Annotated in this window: 13 protein-coding genes; 5 read left to right on the forward strand and 8 right to left on the reverse strand. The window is 74.9% G+C overall.

Annotated features, from left to right (window positions below; all coding sequences use genetic code 11):
- Nucleotides 1-92 precede the first annotated feature (92 nt).
- Entirely contained in the window at nucleotides 93-365 is a 273-nt protein-coding gene (locus SACE_RS37950; RefSeq protein ID WP_143538222.1) for a hypothetical protein, read from the forward strand.
- A gap of 28 nt (nucleotides 366-393) precedes the next feature.
- Here the strand turns inward: SACE_RS37950 and SACE_RS25720 are convergent, their stop codons facing one another.
- From SACE_RS25720 to SACE_RS25730, 3 genes are all read right to left on the reverse strand, one after another.
- Nucleotides 394-1,590 carry a cation:proton antiporter gene (locus SACE_RS25720; protein WP_009951273.1) on the reverse strand — a complete coding sequence of 399 codons (1,197 nt, stop codon included), beginning with the start codon at nucleotides 1,588-1,590 and terminating at the stop codon, nucleotides 394-396.
- 58 nt (nucleotides 1,591-1,648) lie between these two features.
- Nucleotides 1,649-2,359: a M15 family metallopeptidase gene (locus SACE_RS25725; protein ID WP_011874684.1), complete on the reverse strand. Its 711-nt coding sequence runs from the start codon at nucleotides 2,357-2,359 to the stop codon at nucleotides 1,649-1,651.
- 163 nt (nucleotides 2,360-2,522) lie between these two features.
- Nucleotides 2,523-3,824, reverse strand: coding sequence for a PucR family transcriptional regulator (locus SACE_RS25730; protein WP_009951271.1), 1,302 nt, complete (start codon nucleotides 3,822-3,824; stop codon nucleotides 2,523-2,525).
- Between the two features lie 213 nt (nucleotides 3,825-4,037).
- On the opposite strand from SACE_RS25730, the gene SACE_RS25735 reads away from it, so the two are divergent.
- The gene (locus tag SACE_RS25735) at nucleotides 4,038-5,276 is read left to right on the forward strand and encodes a YncE family protein (RefSeq protein WP_009951269.1); all 1,239 of its coding nucleotides are present in this window, start codon (nucleotides 4,038-4,040) and stop codon (nucleotides 5,274-5,276) included.
- Between the two features lie 109 nt (nucleotides 5,277-5,385).
- Here SACE_RS25735 and SACE_RS25740 read toward each other — a convergent pair whose 3' ends face one another.
- Nucleotides 5,386-5,949 (reverse strand): hypothetical protein, encoded by a 564-nt coding sequence (locus tag SACE_RS25740; RefSeq protein WP_009951267.1) that lies wholly within the window; start codon nucleotides 5,947-5,949, stop codon nucleotides 5,386-5,388.
- A 1,075-nt stretch (nucleotides 5,950-7,024) separates the two neighbouring features.
- On the reverse strand, nucleotides 7,025-7,876 hold the full coding sequence (locus SACE_RS25745; RefSeq protein ID WP_009950796.1) for a PhzF family phenazine biosynthesis protein: 852 nt from the start codon (nucleotides 7,874-7,876) through the stop codon (nucleotides 7,025-7,027).
- A 71-nt stretch (nucleotides 7,877-7,947) separates the two neighbouring features.
- Between SACE_RS25745 and SACE_RS25750 the strand changes: the two genes are divergently transcribed.
- Nucleotides 7,948-8,820 carry a LysR family transcriptional regulator gene (locus tag SACE_RS25750; RefSeq protein WP_009950795.1) on the forward strand — a complete coding sequence of 291 codons (873 nt, stop codon included), beginning with the start codon at nucleotides 7,948-7,950 and terminating at the stop codon, nucleotides 8,818-8,820.
- Between the two features lie 11 nt (nucleotides 8,821-8,831).
- Here the strand turns inward: SACE_RS25750 and SACE_RS25755 are convergent, their stop codons facing one another.
- Entirely contained in the window at nucleotides 8,832-10,718 is a 1,887-nt protein-coding gene (locus SACE_RS25755; RefSeq protein ID WP_009950794.1) for a DUF2339 domain-containing protein, read from the reverse strand.
- A 102-nt stretch (nucleotides 10,719-10,820) separates the two neighbouring features.
- Here SACE_RS25755 and SACE_RS25760 point away from each other — a divergent pair, with 102 nt between their 5' ends.
- Complete coding sequence (locus SACE_RS25760) at nucleotides 10,821-11,222, forward strand: class I SAM-dependent methyltransferase (protein WP_009950793.1); 402 nt, start codon at nucleotides 10,821-10,823, stop codon at nucleotides 11,220-11,222.
- Here SACE_RS25760 and SACE_RS25765 read toward each other — a convergent pair.
- Nucleotides 11,206-11,565, reverse strand: a complete 360-nt coding sequence (locus SACE_RS25765) for a PRC-barrel domain-containing protein (protein WP_009950792.1) — start codon at nucleotides 11,563-11,565, stop codon at nucleotides 11,206-11,208. The genes SACE_RS25760 and SACE_RS25765 overlap by 17 nt on opposite strands.
- Nucleotides 11,566-11,729: 164 nt before the next feature.
- A complete protein-coding gene (locus SACE_RS25770; RefSeq protein WP_009950790.1) occupies nucleotides 11,730-12,467 on the reverse strand; it encodes a mechanosensitive ion channel family protein in 738 nt (245 codons plus the stop codon).
- Nucleotides 12,468-12,697: 230 nt separating this feature from the next.
- On the opposite strand from SACE_RS25770, the gene SACE_RS25775 reads away from it, so the two are divergent.
- Complete coding sequence (locus SACE_RS25775) at nucleotides 12,698-15,871, forward strand: AfsR/SARP family transcriptional regulator (protein ID WP_009950789.1); 3,174 nt, start codon at nucleotides 12,698-12,700, stop codon at nucleotides 15,869-15,871.
- The last annotated feature ends 39 nt before the right edge of the window (nucleotides 15,872-15,910 follow it).

The following is a 15,910-nucleotide window of genomic DNA, read 5'->3' on the forward strand; positions in this document are numbered from 1 at the left end:
TCACCGTCGACCTCGGTGTGGAAGGGCTGGACCGCCCGGTGCATCGAGCTGTGCACCTTGCTCCGCCCTGGCGAAGTCGATCTTGCCGACGGATGGCGACCGCATCGCCCGACCGGGAACGCGCCGGTTCCGGCGTTGCGCAGCGCGGCCAAGTGCGTCTGGTTCTGCACCCGGGACAGCAGCTCCGAGGTGCCCCCGCCGCCGCTCGGGCACGTATTCGCGTTCCGAGTGCGGGTGGCTCGGTCCGCGGCACGTTCAAGCTCAGCCAGGACATGCCGCCCGACGTCCGCGCCCGGGTGCGCGCCGACCTGCGCGCCGCGCACCCCCAGCTGGCCGAACTGATGGCCGCGCACGACCCGGGCTGACCCGCCGGACGTCTGGTCAGGAACGGCGTCAGCCGGTGCGAGACCCGGCTCGCGGGCGGCGGTCGCGGCGCAGCAGGGCGAGTGCGGCACTCGGGAACAACAGCACCGACAGCAGGCCCGCGCAGACCAGCGCGGCCCCCGTCACCGGGGCGATCAGGCCCACCGATTCGCCGATCTGCGTGGTGGTGACCAGGAACGGCAACGACGTCGCCTGGAGGAACCCGGCCGCCACGGCCGAACGGGACCCCAGCGCCCGCACGTAGAGCAGCGCGGGCACGCCCCGCACCAGCAGCAACGCCAGCAGGAAGAGGGGGACGCGCAGCAGCGCCGTGGGCTCCTCGACCAGCCCCCGCAGGTCCAGCGTGACCCCGCTGGAGATGAAGAAGACCGGGATCAGGAACCCGTAGCCGATGGCGTCGAGCTTGGTGCGGAAGTGCGGGTGCGTGCTGGTGTCGCGGTCGATCAGGCCCACGACCGCACCCGCCAGGAACGCGCCGAGGATGCTCTCCAGCCCGAACAGCTCGGCGAGCACTACGAAGGCCACCAGCAGCGCCACCGCGGCCCGGACCCGCAGCTCGGCGGTGGTGTCCTGCAGGCGCAGGAAGACCATGTCCAGCCGCGACCACCGGCCCGCCAGCGCGACCGCGACCCCGATGGCGGCGACGAAGACGACGAACACTGCCAGGAACGCGATCCGCTCGCCCGGGGTCGTCTCCGACACCGAGAACAGCAGCGACACCAGCACCACGGCGCCGAAGTCGGCGACCGAGGACGCCGCGATCGTGGTCTGGCCCGCCGCGTCGTCGGCGCGACCGGCGTCCTTGAGCACCGGCACGACCAGCCCGAGCGAGGTCGCCGACAGCGCGACCGCGATCAGCAGCGGGTCGCGCACCCAGCCCGCCGCGCCGAAGGAGAACCCGGCCAGCACGCCGATGACCATCGTCAGGGCGTAGCCGAGCAGGGCCGTGCGCAGCAGCGAGCCCCGCAGCCGGTGCACGTCGACCTCCAGGCCGGACAGGAACAGCAGGAACGCCAGCCCGAGCAGGGCGACGATCCGCACCGCCTCGTCGACCTCGACCAGCCCGAGGACCGACGGTCCGAGCACCACGCCGGCGACGATCTCCAGGACAACGGAGGGCACGCGCACCCGCGGTGCCATGCCGAGCAGCAACGGCGCCAGCAGCGCGACCACCGTCACGACCAGCAGGTTGGCCAGGTCAGGCATGGCAGGACACCCCCAGCGCCGGGTCGTCGGCTGGCACCACCATGTGGCGGGGCGGCGCTCAAGGCATCTCGAAGTGCTGGTAGTCGATCGGCGTGGTCCAGTGCCCGCCCCAGGTCCAGCCGCGGTCGGTGAAGGCGCGCACGGCCGGGTCGCCGTCGTGCAGCACGCCCGGGTCGCGGCGGGCGCGGTCCAGGTACGGCGCGGCGTTGGCGGGCTGGAAGGCGCCGGTGTCGTCGACGTAGGGGTTGATCAGCGGGTTCACGTCGACCGCGCGGCCGAGGGCGTGCTGGGACCACCGGCCGCTGCCGGGGATGTCGCGGCAGCTGAACGCCGAGGTGTTGTTGTCGCGCATCGACAGCTCGTCCTCGGCACCCGGGTAGGTGCCGGCCGGACGCATGCGCTCCACCGGGTAGCCGATCGCGTAGAGCTGCCCGAACACGTCGACCACCTGCCGGACCCGGTCCTGGTGCACGTCCAGCTCACCCACGTGCGTCGCGCCGTCCATGCCGACGTGGGTCAGGCGGACGCGGCGGAGCTCGGCGGGGCCCACCGGGCAACCCGGGCGCCAGCTCGGCCCCAGCTCGGCGGCGGTGACCGGGACGACCTCGGCGGTGAACGGCGACCGCGCCGGGACGGTGGGCGGCGGTGACGCGGGCGGCGGGCCGCCGGCCGGTGGCGAAGCGGGGCTGGAGCACTGCGCGAGCACCGCGGCCAGCGCCACCGCGAGACACGCGCGGCGGGCGGGGTGCGGGTGGTGACGTGTCCTCATCGGGAGGTCCCCGTCGGCTCCGGTGCGCCCGGCTCGCACGGGCGGCCGAGCACCACCCACCGTACCGGCGGACACCCCGCCGGGCCCCTCAACGACTGTCCTCGATCACCTGCGCGCGCTTGGCCCACCCGCGCCACCGGAACCGCCGCGGGTTCTCAGGTGCTCAGCGCCGCCGCGCCGACGTGAGCGCCTGGCGCGCGATCAGCGCGGCCCGGATGCGGGGCAGTTCAGCGGGCACCGTCGTGTCGAGCCCGGTCAGGGCGGCGATCCTGCGCAGCCGGTAGTCGACGGTGTTGGGGTGGATGTGCAGGGCCCGCGCGGTGTGCCTGCGGTTGAGACCGTGGCCGAAGTGCGTCCGCAGCGTCTCGAGCAGCTCGGGTCTGCGCGCGACCGGCTCCAGCAGCGCCGCCAGCTTCTCCGCCGCCGGACCCGGCCGCGAGAGCTGGTACTCCAGCGCCACGTCGTCGAGCCGGTGGACGCCGGGTGGACGCCCGCAGGCGAGCGCGACGTCGAGGACCTCCCGCGCCACCACCGCCGCCTCGCCCACGCCGGCCGGAGCGGCCGGCATCGCGCCCGCCGTGACGTCGGCGCCCGCCGCACGGGACGCCGACTCGACCAGCGCGGCCAGCCGCCGCCAGTCGGCTTCGCCGACCTCGTCGGCGGGTTGCGCGCACGGCACGAGCGCGACGCCGCCTGCCGGGGTGAGCGCGCAGAGCACCGGGTCGCGTGCCCCGTGCTCGAGTTCGGTGCGCAGCCTGCGGAGCTTGCGCCGCGCCGCGACCGAACCGTCCACATCGGACCTGTCCTCGTCGGGGTGCGCACCGATCACCAGCTCCAGCACCAGGTACGCCGGGGGCAGCAGGATTCCCGCTCTGGCGGCGGTTTCCGCGCTTGCCCCGCCCTCCAGCAGCGCCGAGAGCAGCGCCTGCCGGGCCGCCTGCACCTCGCTGAACACCGCCTGCCGCTCCTGGAAGTACCCGGCCGAGACCGCGGCGGTGACGTCCTGGAGGTAGCCGAGCTGCAACCTGTTGAGCCGCAGCAGTCCCGGCAGGTCGGCGGGTTCGGCGTGCGGCCCCAGCAACTCCCAGCTCACCCGCACGCCGAGGTGGTGCGCGCTGAGCACCACGTCGATCGGCACCCCTTCCTCGGCCCGCTGGGCGATGTTCTCCCGCAGCGAGGACAGGAACCGCGGCGACGGCCGCTGCCCGGTGCGCACGACCTCGGCGAAGGCCCGGACTCCGGCGCCGATGATCCGGGTGACGTCACCGCGCAGCAGTTCGGCGGGCATCCGGGCGTAGGCGGGCAGCTCGGCGAGGATGCGCTCGAAGACGGCCGCCACCAGTTCCGGCGCGGCGGCGGTGATCCGCTGGTGCAACGGAACTCCGCCGGCGGTGATGGGGTCGGCGGCGCCGGGGTCGATCGCGGTCGGCGGCTCCCCGGAGGGGGCAGAACTGTGTCCGGTCACGAAGATCTCCGCTGTTGTCTGGGAAGAATCCCACGTCGACCCAACGACCGGATGCCCCATCATGTTACGGAGATCAAGCTACCTGCCGGTAACCAGGCTTGTCGCCGTCATTCTCCCGCCGCCGAACGGACCGACCATCGACCGGGCAGAACCACCGAACGGACAGGACCACCGAACGGACCGACCGCCGACCGACGAAGGGAACGTGCGCCCATGAGGAGAAGACTCACCACCGGCCTGGCGGCCCTCGCACTCGCCGGAGCCGCCGTCGTGACACCCGGCTACGCGACGGCGCCCGCACCGCGGGACGTGCTCTTCGTCGGCAACAACTGGGACGGCACCGTCGAAGTGGTGTCCGCGGAGGGCGGGCTCACCAGCATCGGCCGGATCAACGCCGTTCCCGACCGCGCCGAACGGATGCGCGAGATCTACGCGAACCCGGTGCGGCTGGCCTACTTCCTCGGCATCCGCGCGCTGGTCGGCGAGGGTCACGACCAGTTCGTCGACGACGCCTACAGCGTGCAGGACGGGCGGCTGCTGGTGGTCTCGCGGCCGAGCTTCGCCGACGTGGTCGCGATCGACATCGCCGGCGGCGAGCTGGTGTGGCGCTTCGCGGTGGACGGCCGGCGCTCCGACCACATGGCGATCTCCCCCGACGGCACCGAGGTCGCCGTCTCGGCCTCCACCGGCAACGTGGTGCACCTGCTCGACGTCGCCACCGGTCGCGAGACCGGCCGCTTCCCGTCCGGCGACTCGCCGCACGAGAACGTCTACTCCGCCGACGGCAGGTGGATCCTGCACGCCAGCATCGGGCACGTCTACTCGCCGCTGGACCACCCGGCGCTGGACACGACCAAGGGCGAGCGCCACTTCCAGATCGTCGACCGCGCCACCGGCGAGGTGGTCCGGCGCGTCGACATGGGTGCCGAGCTCGACGAGACGGGTTATCCGCACATGAGCTCCGCGGTGCGTCCGATGACGCTGAGCCCGGACGCCCGCTACGCCTACCTGCAGGTGTCGTTCTTCCACGGCTTCGTCGAGTACGACCTGGTGCAGGACCGGGTGACCCGCGTGGCGAACCTCCCGATCTCCGACGAGGTGGAGGACCTGCCCAGGGAGCGGTACCTGCTGGACTCCGCCCACCACGGCATCGCGATGAACCCCGCGGGCACCGACCTGTGCGTGGCGGGCACGATGTCGGACTACGCGACGATCGTCTCGCCGGAGACGTTCCGCCACAAAGGACTCGTGCGCTCGGGCAAGAAGCCGTACTGGGCGACGCCCAGCGCCGACGGGCAGCACTGCTACGTGTCGTGGAGCGGCGACGACAAGGTGTCGGCGATCTCCTACGAGACCGGGCAGGAGGTCGGCAGCGTCCAGGTCGGCGACCACCCGCAGCGGATGCGCCTGGGTCAGGTACCCGCGGGCTGGCGGGGCGGCCCGGCGGCGTAGTCGCGGCCCGGCGGCGCAGTCGCGGCCCGGCGGCCGGACGGGGCTGCGCGGCACCCGCGGCAGCCCCGTCCGCACGGCCGGCGTCCTGGCCCCGCGCCGTCGCGCCAGGTCAGCGGCGGCGCAGCGCTCCGGCGACGACCCGGCCCACGACCAGGTAGACGGCGGCGGCGAGGCCGTAGTTGAGCACCAGGCCGATCGTCGCGTCACCCGGGGTGAACACGTCCCCGAAGCCGAACACGAAGATCCGCGCCGTCTGGTATACGAACGAGACGAACCCGCTGTCGGGGTTCGCGCCGAACAGCTGGAACACGATGTGCAGCACGAACACCGTGGCGACCACCCCGGTGAACAGATGGACCACCATGGCCAGGGTGTTCGCGCGGTCCGCCCTGCGGGCGCGCTTCTCCTCGTAGGAGCGCTCCGGCCGGTCGTAGCGGGCAGGCGGCGGCTCGTACCGGTCGCGGTCACGGTCGCGGTCGTAGCGGTCGCGCTCGTACCGGTCGCGCTCCCGGTCGTGGCGATCCCAGTCCCGGTCCCAGTCCCGATCGCTCTCGCGGTCGTAGGGGGCGTCGTAGTCGCGGTCCCGGTCGTAGTAGTCGTACGGGTCCGGGTCGTCGTACCGGGATGGCGGTGGCTCCGGCTCTTGCCACGCCGGCGCCTGCTCGTACCGCATCGTCGGCGGGTTCGGCGGGTGTGCCGCCTGTGTCGCCGGTTCCGGTGCTCCCGGCGGCGGACCTGGAGGCTGGCCGGGTGGCGGGCCTGCAGGCTGGCCGGGTGGCGGGCCTGGAGGCTGGCCGGGTGGCTGTGGCGGACGCGGCTGCTGGCCCTGCGGCATCGGCGGTTGCCCGCCGCCGGGCGGCGGCCCCTGCGGCGGCGCCGGCGGGCCCTGCGGCGCGGGTGGGGCGCCCTGTGGTCCAGGCGGGGCGGCCTGCGGAGCAGCGCCCTGCGGACCAGGCGGAGCGCCCTGGGGCGGCGCCTGCGGAGGCCCGGGAGGTCCGGGCGCGGGCGGCCGGCCCTGCGCGGGCGGTGGTCCCGGCGGCGCGGGTGGCTGCGGAGGAGGCCCCGGTGGCGGCGGGCCCTGGGACGGGCCGGGCGCAGCCGGGGGCGGACCCGGAGGCGGCGCACCCTGCGGGTTCGGCCCCTGGGGGTTGGGGCCCTGGGGGTTGGGGCCCGGAGGATTCGGAGCCTGAGGACTCGGGCCCTGGCCTTGCGGGCCGGGAGCGCCGGGGCCGGGACCCTGCGGCCCGGGTCCGGGCGGAGCCGGACCGGGGCCCCGTCTCGCACCGGGCGGCGGCCCCTGGGGCGGGTGACTGCTCATGGCCCGCCATTGTGACGATCACACCGCCGGGGCGACAGCCCTCCCCCGCCACCAGGGCACATGAGAGAAGCCACAGCGCACCCCCGCCGTACGGCACCCGGTCCGCCGGCCCGGCGATGCAGCGGCCCGGAGGCGCACCGCCGCCACGCCGAGGCCCACCCCGCCGAGCCGTGCGCCAGTCAGCGACCCGTCACGTGGAGTCCCCATTCCCTCCGAACCACCCCGCGGAGCCGCTCGCCCAGCGAGCACCACGCCGAGCCTCACCGCCGCCGAGCCACCCCGCCGAGCCGCGCGCCAGCCAGCGGACCCGCCTCGCCGCGCCGCGCGAGTCAGCGACCCACCCAGCCGAGCCGTGCGCCGACCGAGCCACCGGGTGCGCGTCCCGCGCCGGCCGGCGACCCACCCAGCCGAGCCGCCTGCGTCGCCGACGTCACCCGGTGATGGGCACGGCCGAGCCGGTGACCGCGATGCCCGACGTCGCCCCGGCGGGGATGTCGACCAGCAGCCTGCTCGGCCGTCCCATGTCCTCGCCCTGGTGGATGGTGATCCGCGCCGGTGGCTCGACCGCGCCGAGCGCCCGCAGGTACGCGCCGAAGGCCGCCGCCGCGGCGCCCGTGGCCGGGTCCTCGTAGACGCCGCCGGGCGGGAACGGGTCGCGGGCGTGGAATTCACCGTCCTCGCCCCGCCACACCAGGTGCACGGTCGTCCAGTCCCGCTCGGCCATCAGCGCGCCCAGCGCCTCGCGGTCGTAGTCCAGCTCGGCCAGCCTCCGGCGGGTGGCGGCGGCCAGCACGAGGTGGTCGTTGCCCGCGTTGGCGATGCGCGGCGGCAGGTCAGGGTCCAGCTCGGCCGCGTCCCAGCCCAGCGCGCCGAGCACCGTTGCCAGGTCCCCCTCGTCGGCCTCTCGCACCGCCGGGGCGACGCTGGTGAGCGTCGCGGCGACCCGGCCGCCCTCGGTCCGGGTGTCGACCGCGACGTCGCCGACCGGTGCGGTCAGCAGCAGCTCTCCCGTCCCGTCGCGCTCGGCGAGCGCGACCGCCGTGGCGATCGTCGCGTGACCGCAGAACCCGACCTCGGCCACCGGGCTGAAGTACCGGATGCGGTGATGGCGGTCGCCGGGCCGCTCGACGAGGAACGCGGTTTCGGAGTAGCCGACCTCCGCGGCGATCTGCTGCATGCGCTGCTCGGTCAGCCCGCGGGCGTCGAGCACCACCCCGGCGGGGTTGCCGCCCCGGCCGCCGTCGTCGAAGGCGCTGTACCGCAACACGTCGATGTCGTCCATGGTGACCAGCCTGCCGACCCGGTGACATCATGTCCAACGATGACTTCCGATGCCGTCGATCGGGGAACTCGATGGACACCAGACTGCTCCGCAGCTTCCTCGCGGTGGTGCGCACCGGCGGTATCACCGCGGCGGCGGCCGAGCTGTCCTACGCCCAGTCCACGGTCACCGCGCACGTGCAGGCCCTGGAGCGGTCGACCGGCGCCCGGCTGCTCGACCGGTCGGCGGCGGGCGCGGTCGCGACCTCGGCGGGTGCCCGGCTCGCCGAGCACGCCCGGCACATCCTGGACCTGGAGGACCGGATGTTCGCCGAACTGGCCGCGGCCGACCGCACACCGGCGGGCGAGGTCCGCCTTCGAGCACCCGAGTCGGTGTGCGCGTACCGGCTGCCGGGCGTGCTGCGCGGGCTCTCCGAGCGCTACCCCGACGTGCGGCTGTCGCTTGCGCCCGCGGCGACCGGGGACGCGCTGAGCGCGGTCGCCGACCGCCGCGCCGACCTCGCGCTGGTCTTCGAGCCGTCGGTGAGCGGCAACGGGCTCGACGTCGTCGACCTCGGACCGCAACACCTGTCGCTGGTGGCGGCACCGACCACCGGTCTCCCCCGCGAGCGCCGGGTGACGGCGGCGGAGCTGGCCGAGGCCGGTGCGCTGCTGCTGGAGGAGGGCTGCGGCTACAGCGACGAGCTCGCCGCGCTGCTGTCCGCCGCCGCCCCGGCCGCCGCGCCCACCCGCTTCGGCAGCGTCGAGACCGTCAAGCGCTGCGTGGCGGCGGGCCTCGGCGTGGCGCTGCTGCCGACCCCGACCGTCGAGGAGGAGATCACCGACGGCCGGCTGGTCGAGCTTCACGGTCCGCGCACGTCCGAGCACCACCTCTGGCTGGTGCGTTCGGCGACGCGGTGGGCCTCCCCCGCCGTCATGGCCGTGCACTCGCTGCTGAGGACCTGACCGGGGCGCAGTCAGCCGTCGGCCTGCTCGGCGGCCACCAGACGGGCGTAGCGCACGCCCGCCGCCAGCAGGACCAGACCCGCGCACAGGAAGGCCACCACGCGCGCGAAACCGTCCAATGTGGCCAGATCGAACAGGAAGAGCTTCGCCAGCGCCACCGCGATCAGCACCATGCCCGCCACCCGCAGGTGGGTGAGCCGGACTCCCCGCAGCAGCAGGTAGATCGCCGCTCCGACCCAGCTCAGCGTGATCAGGATGTGCCCGGTCAGGAAGCCGGTGCGGTCATCGCGCACGATCAGCACCAGCGCCATGATCGTGCTGGCGCTGCCGTAGAGCAGCACCACCCCGGGCAGTGCCCACACGCCGCCGGGTTCCCGGCTCAGCGCGCCGAGCCGGACCGCGACCGCGGGCACGAGCACGGCGACCGCCGCGATCAGCAGCCCCGCGAGCACACCCGGGACGCCCTGCGCGCGCCCCAGGCCGAGCAGCGCCGCGATCGGCACCTCGTGGACCGTCGAGACCAGGAAGCCGGCGACGCCGAAGCACAGCGCGCCGAGCAGGATTCCGCTGCTGCGCAACTGGAAGGCCCCCAGCGCCAGCAGCAGCGCCTCGCACAGCAGCGCGGTCGCCCACGCCGACGGATCGACGAAGGTCACCGTCGCCTGCAACGCCGCGACCGCACCGGCGCCTCCGGCGACCGCCGTGAAGCGGCCCGGCAGCAGCGAGCGGAACGCGGGCAGGAACCTGCCCACCGCCCAGACCGCGAGCAGCATCGCGGCCACCAGCGCCGCGAGCAGTCCGGCGTGCACGCGTTCCACCATCGGCGCCGACAGCAGCGCCGGCGCGGGCGAGGCGACCAGCAGTCCGACCGCCGTCACGTCGTCGCCGCGGCGGGCTCCGGCGGTGACGGCCGCGAGCACGACCCCGAGCAGCGACACCGCCAGCACGGCCAGCAGCGTCGTCCCGTCGTGGCGGGGCAGGACCAGGTTCCAGACGTCGGCCACCAGCGCGCCCAGCACGCACGGGACCGCCGCGGCCAGCGTCAGCCCGCGCCACCCGCGCCGGATCTGCACCGGCGTCGCGGCGATCTGCAGCACCAGCAGGAAACCGACCAGCATCGCGTCCGGCCGCGCTGTGATCATCGGCGCGCAGACGGCGCTGCCGAGCACCGCGCCCACCGCCGGGGACTGCGCGCGCCAGCGGTCGGCCAGCGCCAGGCCCGCGGCGGCGACGAGCAGCCCGAGGCCGAGGCCGGCCGGCTTCGGGAAGTAGCCGTAGAGGGAGGTCGCGGCGACCACGGCCAGGTGCACCGCGGTGAAACCCGTCGCGGCGAGCGCGTACGCGCCGATGCGGCCCGCCTGCTTGCGGTGGACCCAGACGGCGGAGGCGACGAGCGTCGCGCCCAGCGCGGCTCCGCCGCCGACGCGCAACTGCGGCAGCAGCCAGCCCTGCTGCGCGGCGAGCACCAGCAGGAAGACCACGCCGAGCAGCGTCACGGCGGTGCCCGCGACGGCGAGGACGCGGCTAGTGGTGAGCTGTCCGGCGCTGACGCGGCGCGGGGACCGCGCGGCCTGCACCGGCTGCGGCATCGCGGGGTACGGCGGGTCCTGGGGTGCCTGCGGCGGCGGGGCGGGCGGCATCCCGTACGGCTGCTGCGCCCAGGCTTCCTGCTGCTGCGGCAGCATCGCCGGCTGCGGCACACCTGGCGGCTGCGGCATGGCTTGCTGCTGCGGCACACGCGTCTGCCGCGGGGCAGGTCCCGCGGCGCGGGACTGCAGAACCGCGCCCAGTTCGGTCAGCCGCTGCCCGATCGCGTTGAGCTCTCCCGCGAGCAGCACGAGCGTGCCGTCCTGATCGGGACCGCCGTCGGCCTGCTCACCTGAACTGGAGTGCGACATGGGCCCAGAGTCTCGCCAGGGGCGATCGGAGACGCATCGGTAGCACTACTCAGATCGGATACGCGGTTGCACGGCCTCGGCGACCCGAGTGCACTTGCCGGCGTGCCCTACGTCCCGGAGCAGTTGTTCGCGCAGGCCGCGCCCTTCTACGCACGGTACCGGCCGGGCTACCCCGCGGAGCTGGTCGAGCTGCTCGCCGAGCGGACCGGTCTGGACTCCGGCGACCTCGTTCTCGACGTCGGCTGCGGCACCGGGCAGCTCGCCTTGCCGCTGGCCCGCCGCGTCCGCCAGGTGGTCGCGGTCGACCCGCAGCCCGGCATGCTCGACCACGCCCGCGAGGCCGCCCGCCGCGCGGGCGTCGGCAACATCGACTGGCGGCAGGCGGACGCGTCGGCGTTGGCCCGGCTCGGCGTCGCGGACGCACGGGCGGCGTTCTTCGGCGCGTCGTTCCACTGGACCGACCGTGCGGACCGTGACCGGCCCGGCGTCAGGAGCGCCGGCTGATCAGGTCCCAGGTGCGGCGCAGCAGGGCGTGCAACCGGCCTTCCGGCAACGGGCGGCCCGCGCTGTCGCGCTTGGGGTTGGCGCGGTCGCGGTACTCGGCGAGCTCGTCGCGGCCGACGCGCAGCAGCACGCCGTGTTCGTGCATCTGCGCGATCTGGTCGGGGTCGGCGAAGAGGCGGCGGCCGGGAAGGCGCGCCCCCTGCACGACCACGCCCTCGAAGATGTCCATCGGCAGGTCCGCGACGACGTGTTCCACGACGCCGATCCGCTCGCCGCTGCGGTCGAAGACCGGTGTGCCTTCGGCCAGGGCTAGGTAGGCGATCGGTCTGCCGAGGTCGTCCACGACGTCAAGGCTACGCCAGAACGCCGCTGTTCCCCTCCCGTCGCGGCCCCGTCCAGGACTGATCGCCGCGGCTCGGCTCAGGCGGGCGGTCGTGGGAACCAACCGCACGCCAACCGGGCGAATGCGCTGGTACCAAGTCCGCCGCACGGCCCGTGTGCCCGCTCTCACGCCGTCTTCCAGCCGGCGGGTGTCTGCTCGCTGCCGAGCCCGTTGTTCTGACCGGACTGCGCCGGGTCGATCTTGTTGTTGGGGGCGATGGCGGAGTTGAGGACCGCGGTGTTGGGGAGCTTGACCGGGCCCTCGTCGCTTTCCAGCGTCAGGTAGACCAGCCCCATCTCGGTGACGCGGCCCTGCAGCGGACCGCCGAGCGTTCCCGAGTGGATGACCAGGTGGTCGCCGAGGGTGAACGGGCGTGCGGTCACGAGCATGAGCCCGGCGAAGACGTTGCCCAGCGACTGCTGCGCCGCGATACCGATGATCACACCGGTGACGGCACCGCCGAGCAGCAGCTGGTCGACGCGCACGCCGAGCTCTCCCAGGGCCACGACCGCGACGAGCGCGTACCCGGCCAGGGAGACGACCAGCCGCAGCGCCCCGGCGTGGCTGGGGCTCAGCCGGACCCGGGTGCGCCGGCCCGCCTCCCTGGCAAGGCTCTGCACGGCGACCGCGCCGAGCACGACGAACACGATCGCGCCCGCGATGGCGGCGGTCTTGTAGAGCGCGGAGCCGTGGCGGAACAGCGCGGCGGGATCGACCACCGCGGCAGCCACGATCATCGCCACCGCCAGCGCCGAAGCGACCGCACCGCGCTTCACGTCGGCGCTGGGGCGGCGGGGTTTCAACCGCGGGGCGCGCCACCAACCGCGGCGGCCGGTGCCGGGGTCCTCGTTCGGAGAAGCCATGCGTCCGATTCTGGCGATCTCATCGGCACGATCAAGTGTCGGGGCGCACAGCCTCCTCATAAGCGACATCAGCCGCGCGGGTGTGGACCCGTTTCCCACCGCTGCGCCAACCTTGTCCGACACGTTCCCCAAGAGCGGTGAGAAAAGTTCCCGGAGCCGGAGGGCGCATGAGGTTCCGCCACCGGAACCGCCACGCAAGGTGGGTTCGAAGACAGCCCTAAGGTCATACCGTGCGTTTCGGAGTGCTGGGGCCGCTGGCCGCGTGGGCCGCCGACGGGCGGCCGGTCCGGGTGCCCGAGGCGAAGGTCCGCGCGCTGCTGGCGAGCCTGCTGGTCGATCCCGGCCGGGTGGTCTCGGTCGACCGGCTCGCCGACCGGCTGTGGGGCGAGCGGCTGCCGCGCAACCCCGCCAACACCATCCAGACCAAGATCTCGCAGCTGCGCCGGGTGCTGGACGCCGCCGAACCCGGCGCTCGCGACCTGGTCGGGCACCAGCCGCCCGGATACGTGCTGCACGTCGACGACGAGTCGCTGGACGCCCGGCGGTTCGAGTCGCTCACCGAACGCGCCCGCGCGGCGGCAGACCCCCGAGAACGCGTCGCGCTCCTCACCGACGCCCTCGCGCTGTGGCGGGGCCCGGTGCTCGCCGACTTCGCCGACGCGCCGTTCGCGGCGCCGCTCGCGCGGCGGCTCGAGGAGCAGCGCCTCGTCGCCGAGGAGGACCGGGCGCAGGCACGGCTCGACCTCGGCGAGCACGACGTCCTGGCCGGTGAGCTCGCCGAGCTGGTCGCCGCGCACCCGTTGCGCGAGCGGCTGCGCGCCGTCCAGATGCGGGCCCTGTACCGGGCGGGCAGGCAGAGCGAGGCGCTGGACGCCTACCTCGACCTGCGCGAGCGGCTCGACCGGGAGCTCGGCTTGGAGCCCGGCCCCGAGATCTCCGCCCTGCACGGGTCGATCCTGCGGCAGGACGCCGCGCTGGAGGTCCGCCCCGCGCGGCGCACGAACCTGCCCGCGCCGCTGACCGAGCTGGTGGGCCGCGACGACGCGGTGGCGGCGGTGCGCTCCCTGGTCTCCGGGGCCCGGCTGGTCACGCTCACCGGGCCGGGCGGTGTCGGCAAGACCGGGCTCGCGGTGGAGGTGGCCAGGTCGCTGGAGGCCGCCGACGGCGTGTGGCTGGTCGAGTTCGCCGGTCTGGAGCGGCAGGTCGGCGCCGGTCCGGATTCCCTCGACGAGTGGGGCGTGGCCGTCGTGACCGCCGCGCTGGACATCCGCGACGAGGCCGCGGGCGCCTCCGCCGACCGGCTCACCGACGTCCTGCGCGGCAAGGACGTCGTGCTGCTGCTGGACAACTGCGAGCAGGTCGTCGAGCCGGTGGCCGCGCTGGTCGCCCGCCTGCTGCGGGCCGCGCCGGGACTGCGCGTGCTGGCCACCGGCCAGGTCCCGCTCGGCCTCACCGGCGAGGTCGTCTGGACCGTCCCGCCGCTCGAGGTCCCCGGCGCCGACGTCGTGGCCGCGGCCGAGGTCGGGCGGTTCAGCGCGGTGCGGTTGTTCCTCGCCCGCGCCGCCGCCGCGCGGCCCGGCGTCGCGCTGGACTCCGGCAACGCCGCCGCCGTCGCGGCGATCTGCCGCAGGCTGGACGGCATCCCGCTGGCTCTGGAGCTGGCCGCGACCAGGGTGCGCGCGCTGGGCGTCGGCGATTTGCTGAGCAGGCTCGACGACCGGTTCGGCCTGCTGACCACCGGCCCGCGCGACGCGCCCGCGCGGCAGCGCACCCTGCGGGCGGTGATCGACTGGAGCTGGGAGCCGCTCGGCGAAGCGGAGCGGACCGTGCTGCGCAGGCTCGCCGTCCACGCCGACGGGTGCACGCTGGCGGCGGCAGAGGCGGTGTGCTCCGGCGACGGCGTGCGCCCAGAGGACGTCCTCGACGTGCTGGCCCGCCTGGTCGACCGGTCGCTGGTGGTCAGCCAGCCCGGCCGGACCGGCCAGCGCTACCGCCTGCTGGAGTCGGTGGCCGCCTACTGCCTCGACCGCCTCCGGGAAGCCGGAGAACTGGAAGCGGTCCGGCTGCGCCACGCCCGCCACCACCTCGTCGCCGCCGAACGCGCCGAACCGCTGCTGCGCGGCCCGCACCAGCGCGCGCGGCTGGACGAGCTGGACGCCGAGGCCGCGAACCTGCGGTCGGCGCTGGACACCTTCGTCGAGCACGGCGAAGCCGGCGCCGCGCTTCGCCTGGCCCGCGCGCTGACGTGGTTCTGGTTCCTGCGCGGCCGGTTCTGCGAAGCGTGCAGGGCGCTGCGCGGTGCCCTGTCGGTGCCCGGGGCGAGCCGGTCGCGACGCGGCGAGGTCGCGGTCTGGGCGGCGGGTCTCGCGGTGCTGGGTGGAGATCCGGTCGACGAGGAGGCGTTCGGGCAGGCCGCGGGCATCGCCGACCCGGGGGCGCGTTCGCGTGCGCTGTGGTTCGCCGGCTACGTCCGGTCCACCATCGGCGACATGGCGGCCGGGCGGCGCTTCACCGACGCGGCGTTGCGCGACTTCGAGGCCCTCGGCGACAAGTGGGGCATCGCCGCCGCGCTGGCCGACCGGACGAGCCAGGCGCTCGGCGCGGGCGACCTCGCCGCCGCCGACCGCGCCGCGCGGCGCAGCGCCGAGCTGTTCGACGAACTCGGCGACCGGTGGGGACAGCTGCAGGCGTCGTTCGCGCGGGGAGTGCTCGCCGAGACGTTCGGCGACCACGAGCGGGCGCGGCGGCTGCACAGCGAGGGCCTGCACAAGGCGCGGGAGCTCGAACTCTGGCCGGAGGTCTCCTACCAGCTGACGTGGCTGGGCCGCAACGCGCTGCTCACCGGCGACCACGCCCTCGCGCGCGAGCACCACGAGCGCGCCGCCGAGATCGCCCGCGATCGCGGCTTCCGGGCCGGCGAGCTGTACGCGGTGACCGGGCTGGCCCTCGGCGCCCGCCGGGAGGGCGACCTCGACCTCGCCGAGCACCACCTGGACGAGGTGTTGCGCTGGTACCGCGACTCGGCGTTCGAGCCGAGCAGCACGCTCGTGCACGCCGAGTTCGGCTTCGTCGCCGAGCTGCGCGGCGACGCCGAGCGCGCGGCCGAGCACCACCACCGGGGCTTCGAGCTCGCGCTCCAGCTCGGCGACTCCAGGGCCGTCGCACTGGCCATGGAGGGGCTGGCGGGGGCCGAGGCGCTGGCCGGAAGGCACGCCCGGGCCGCCCGGCTGCTGGGCGCGGCGGCCCGCGCGCGCGAGTCGGTGGGCACGCCGCTGATCCCGGCCGAGTCCGCCGACGTCGACCGCATCACCGCCGCCGCGCGCGCCGAGCTCGGCGACGAGCTGTTCGCCGCCGAGTTCGAGCGCGGCGCGCAATCGTCACCCGAGGAGTTCCGGCGCCGCTGACGCCTTCCGTCGAGACCTCAGAGCCCGCCCTTGAGACAG

Source organism: Saccharopolyspora erythraea NRRL 2338 (assembly GCF_000062885.1).
GTDB lineage: Bacteria > Actinomycetota > Actinomycetes > Mycobacteriales > Pseudonocardiaceae > Saccharopolyspora_D > Saccharopolyspora_D erythraea.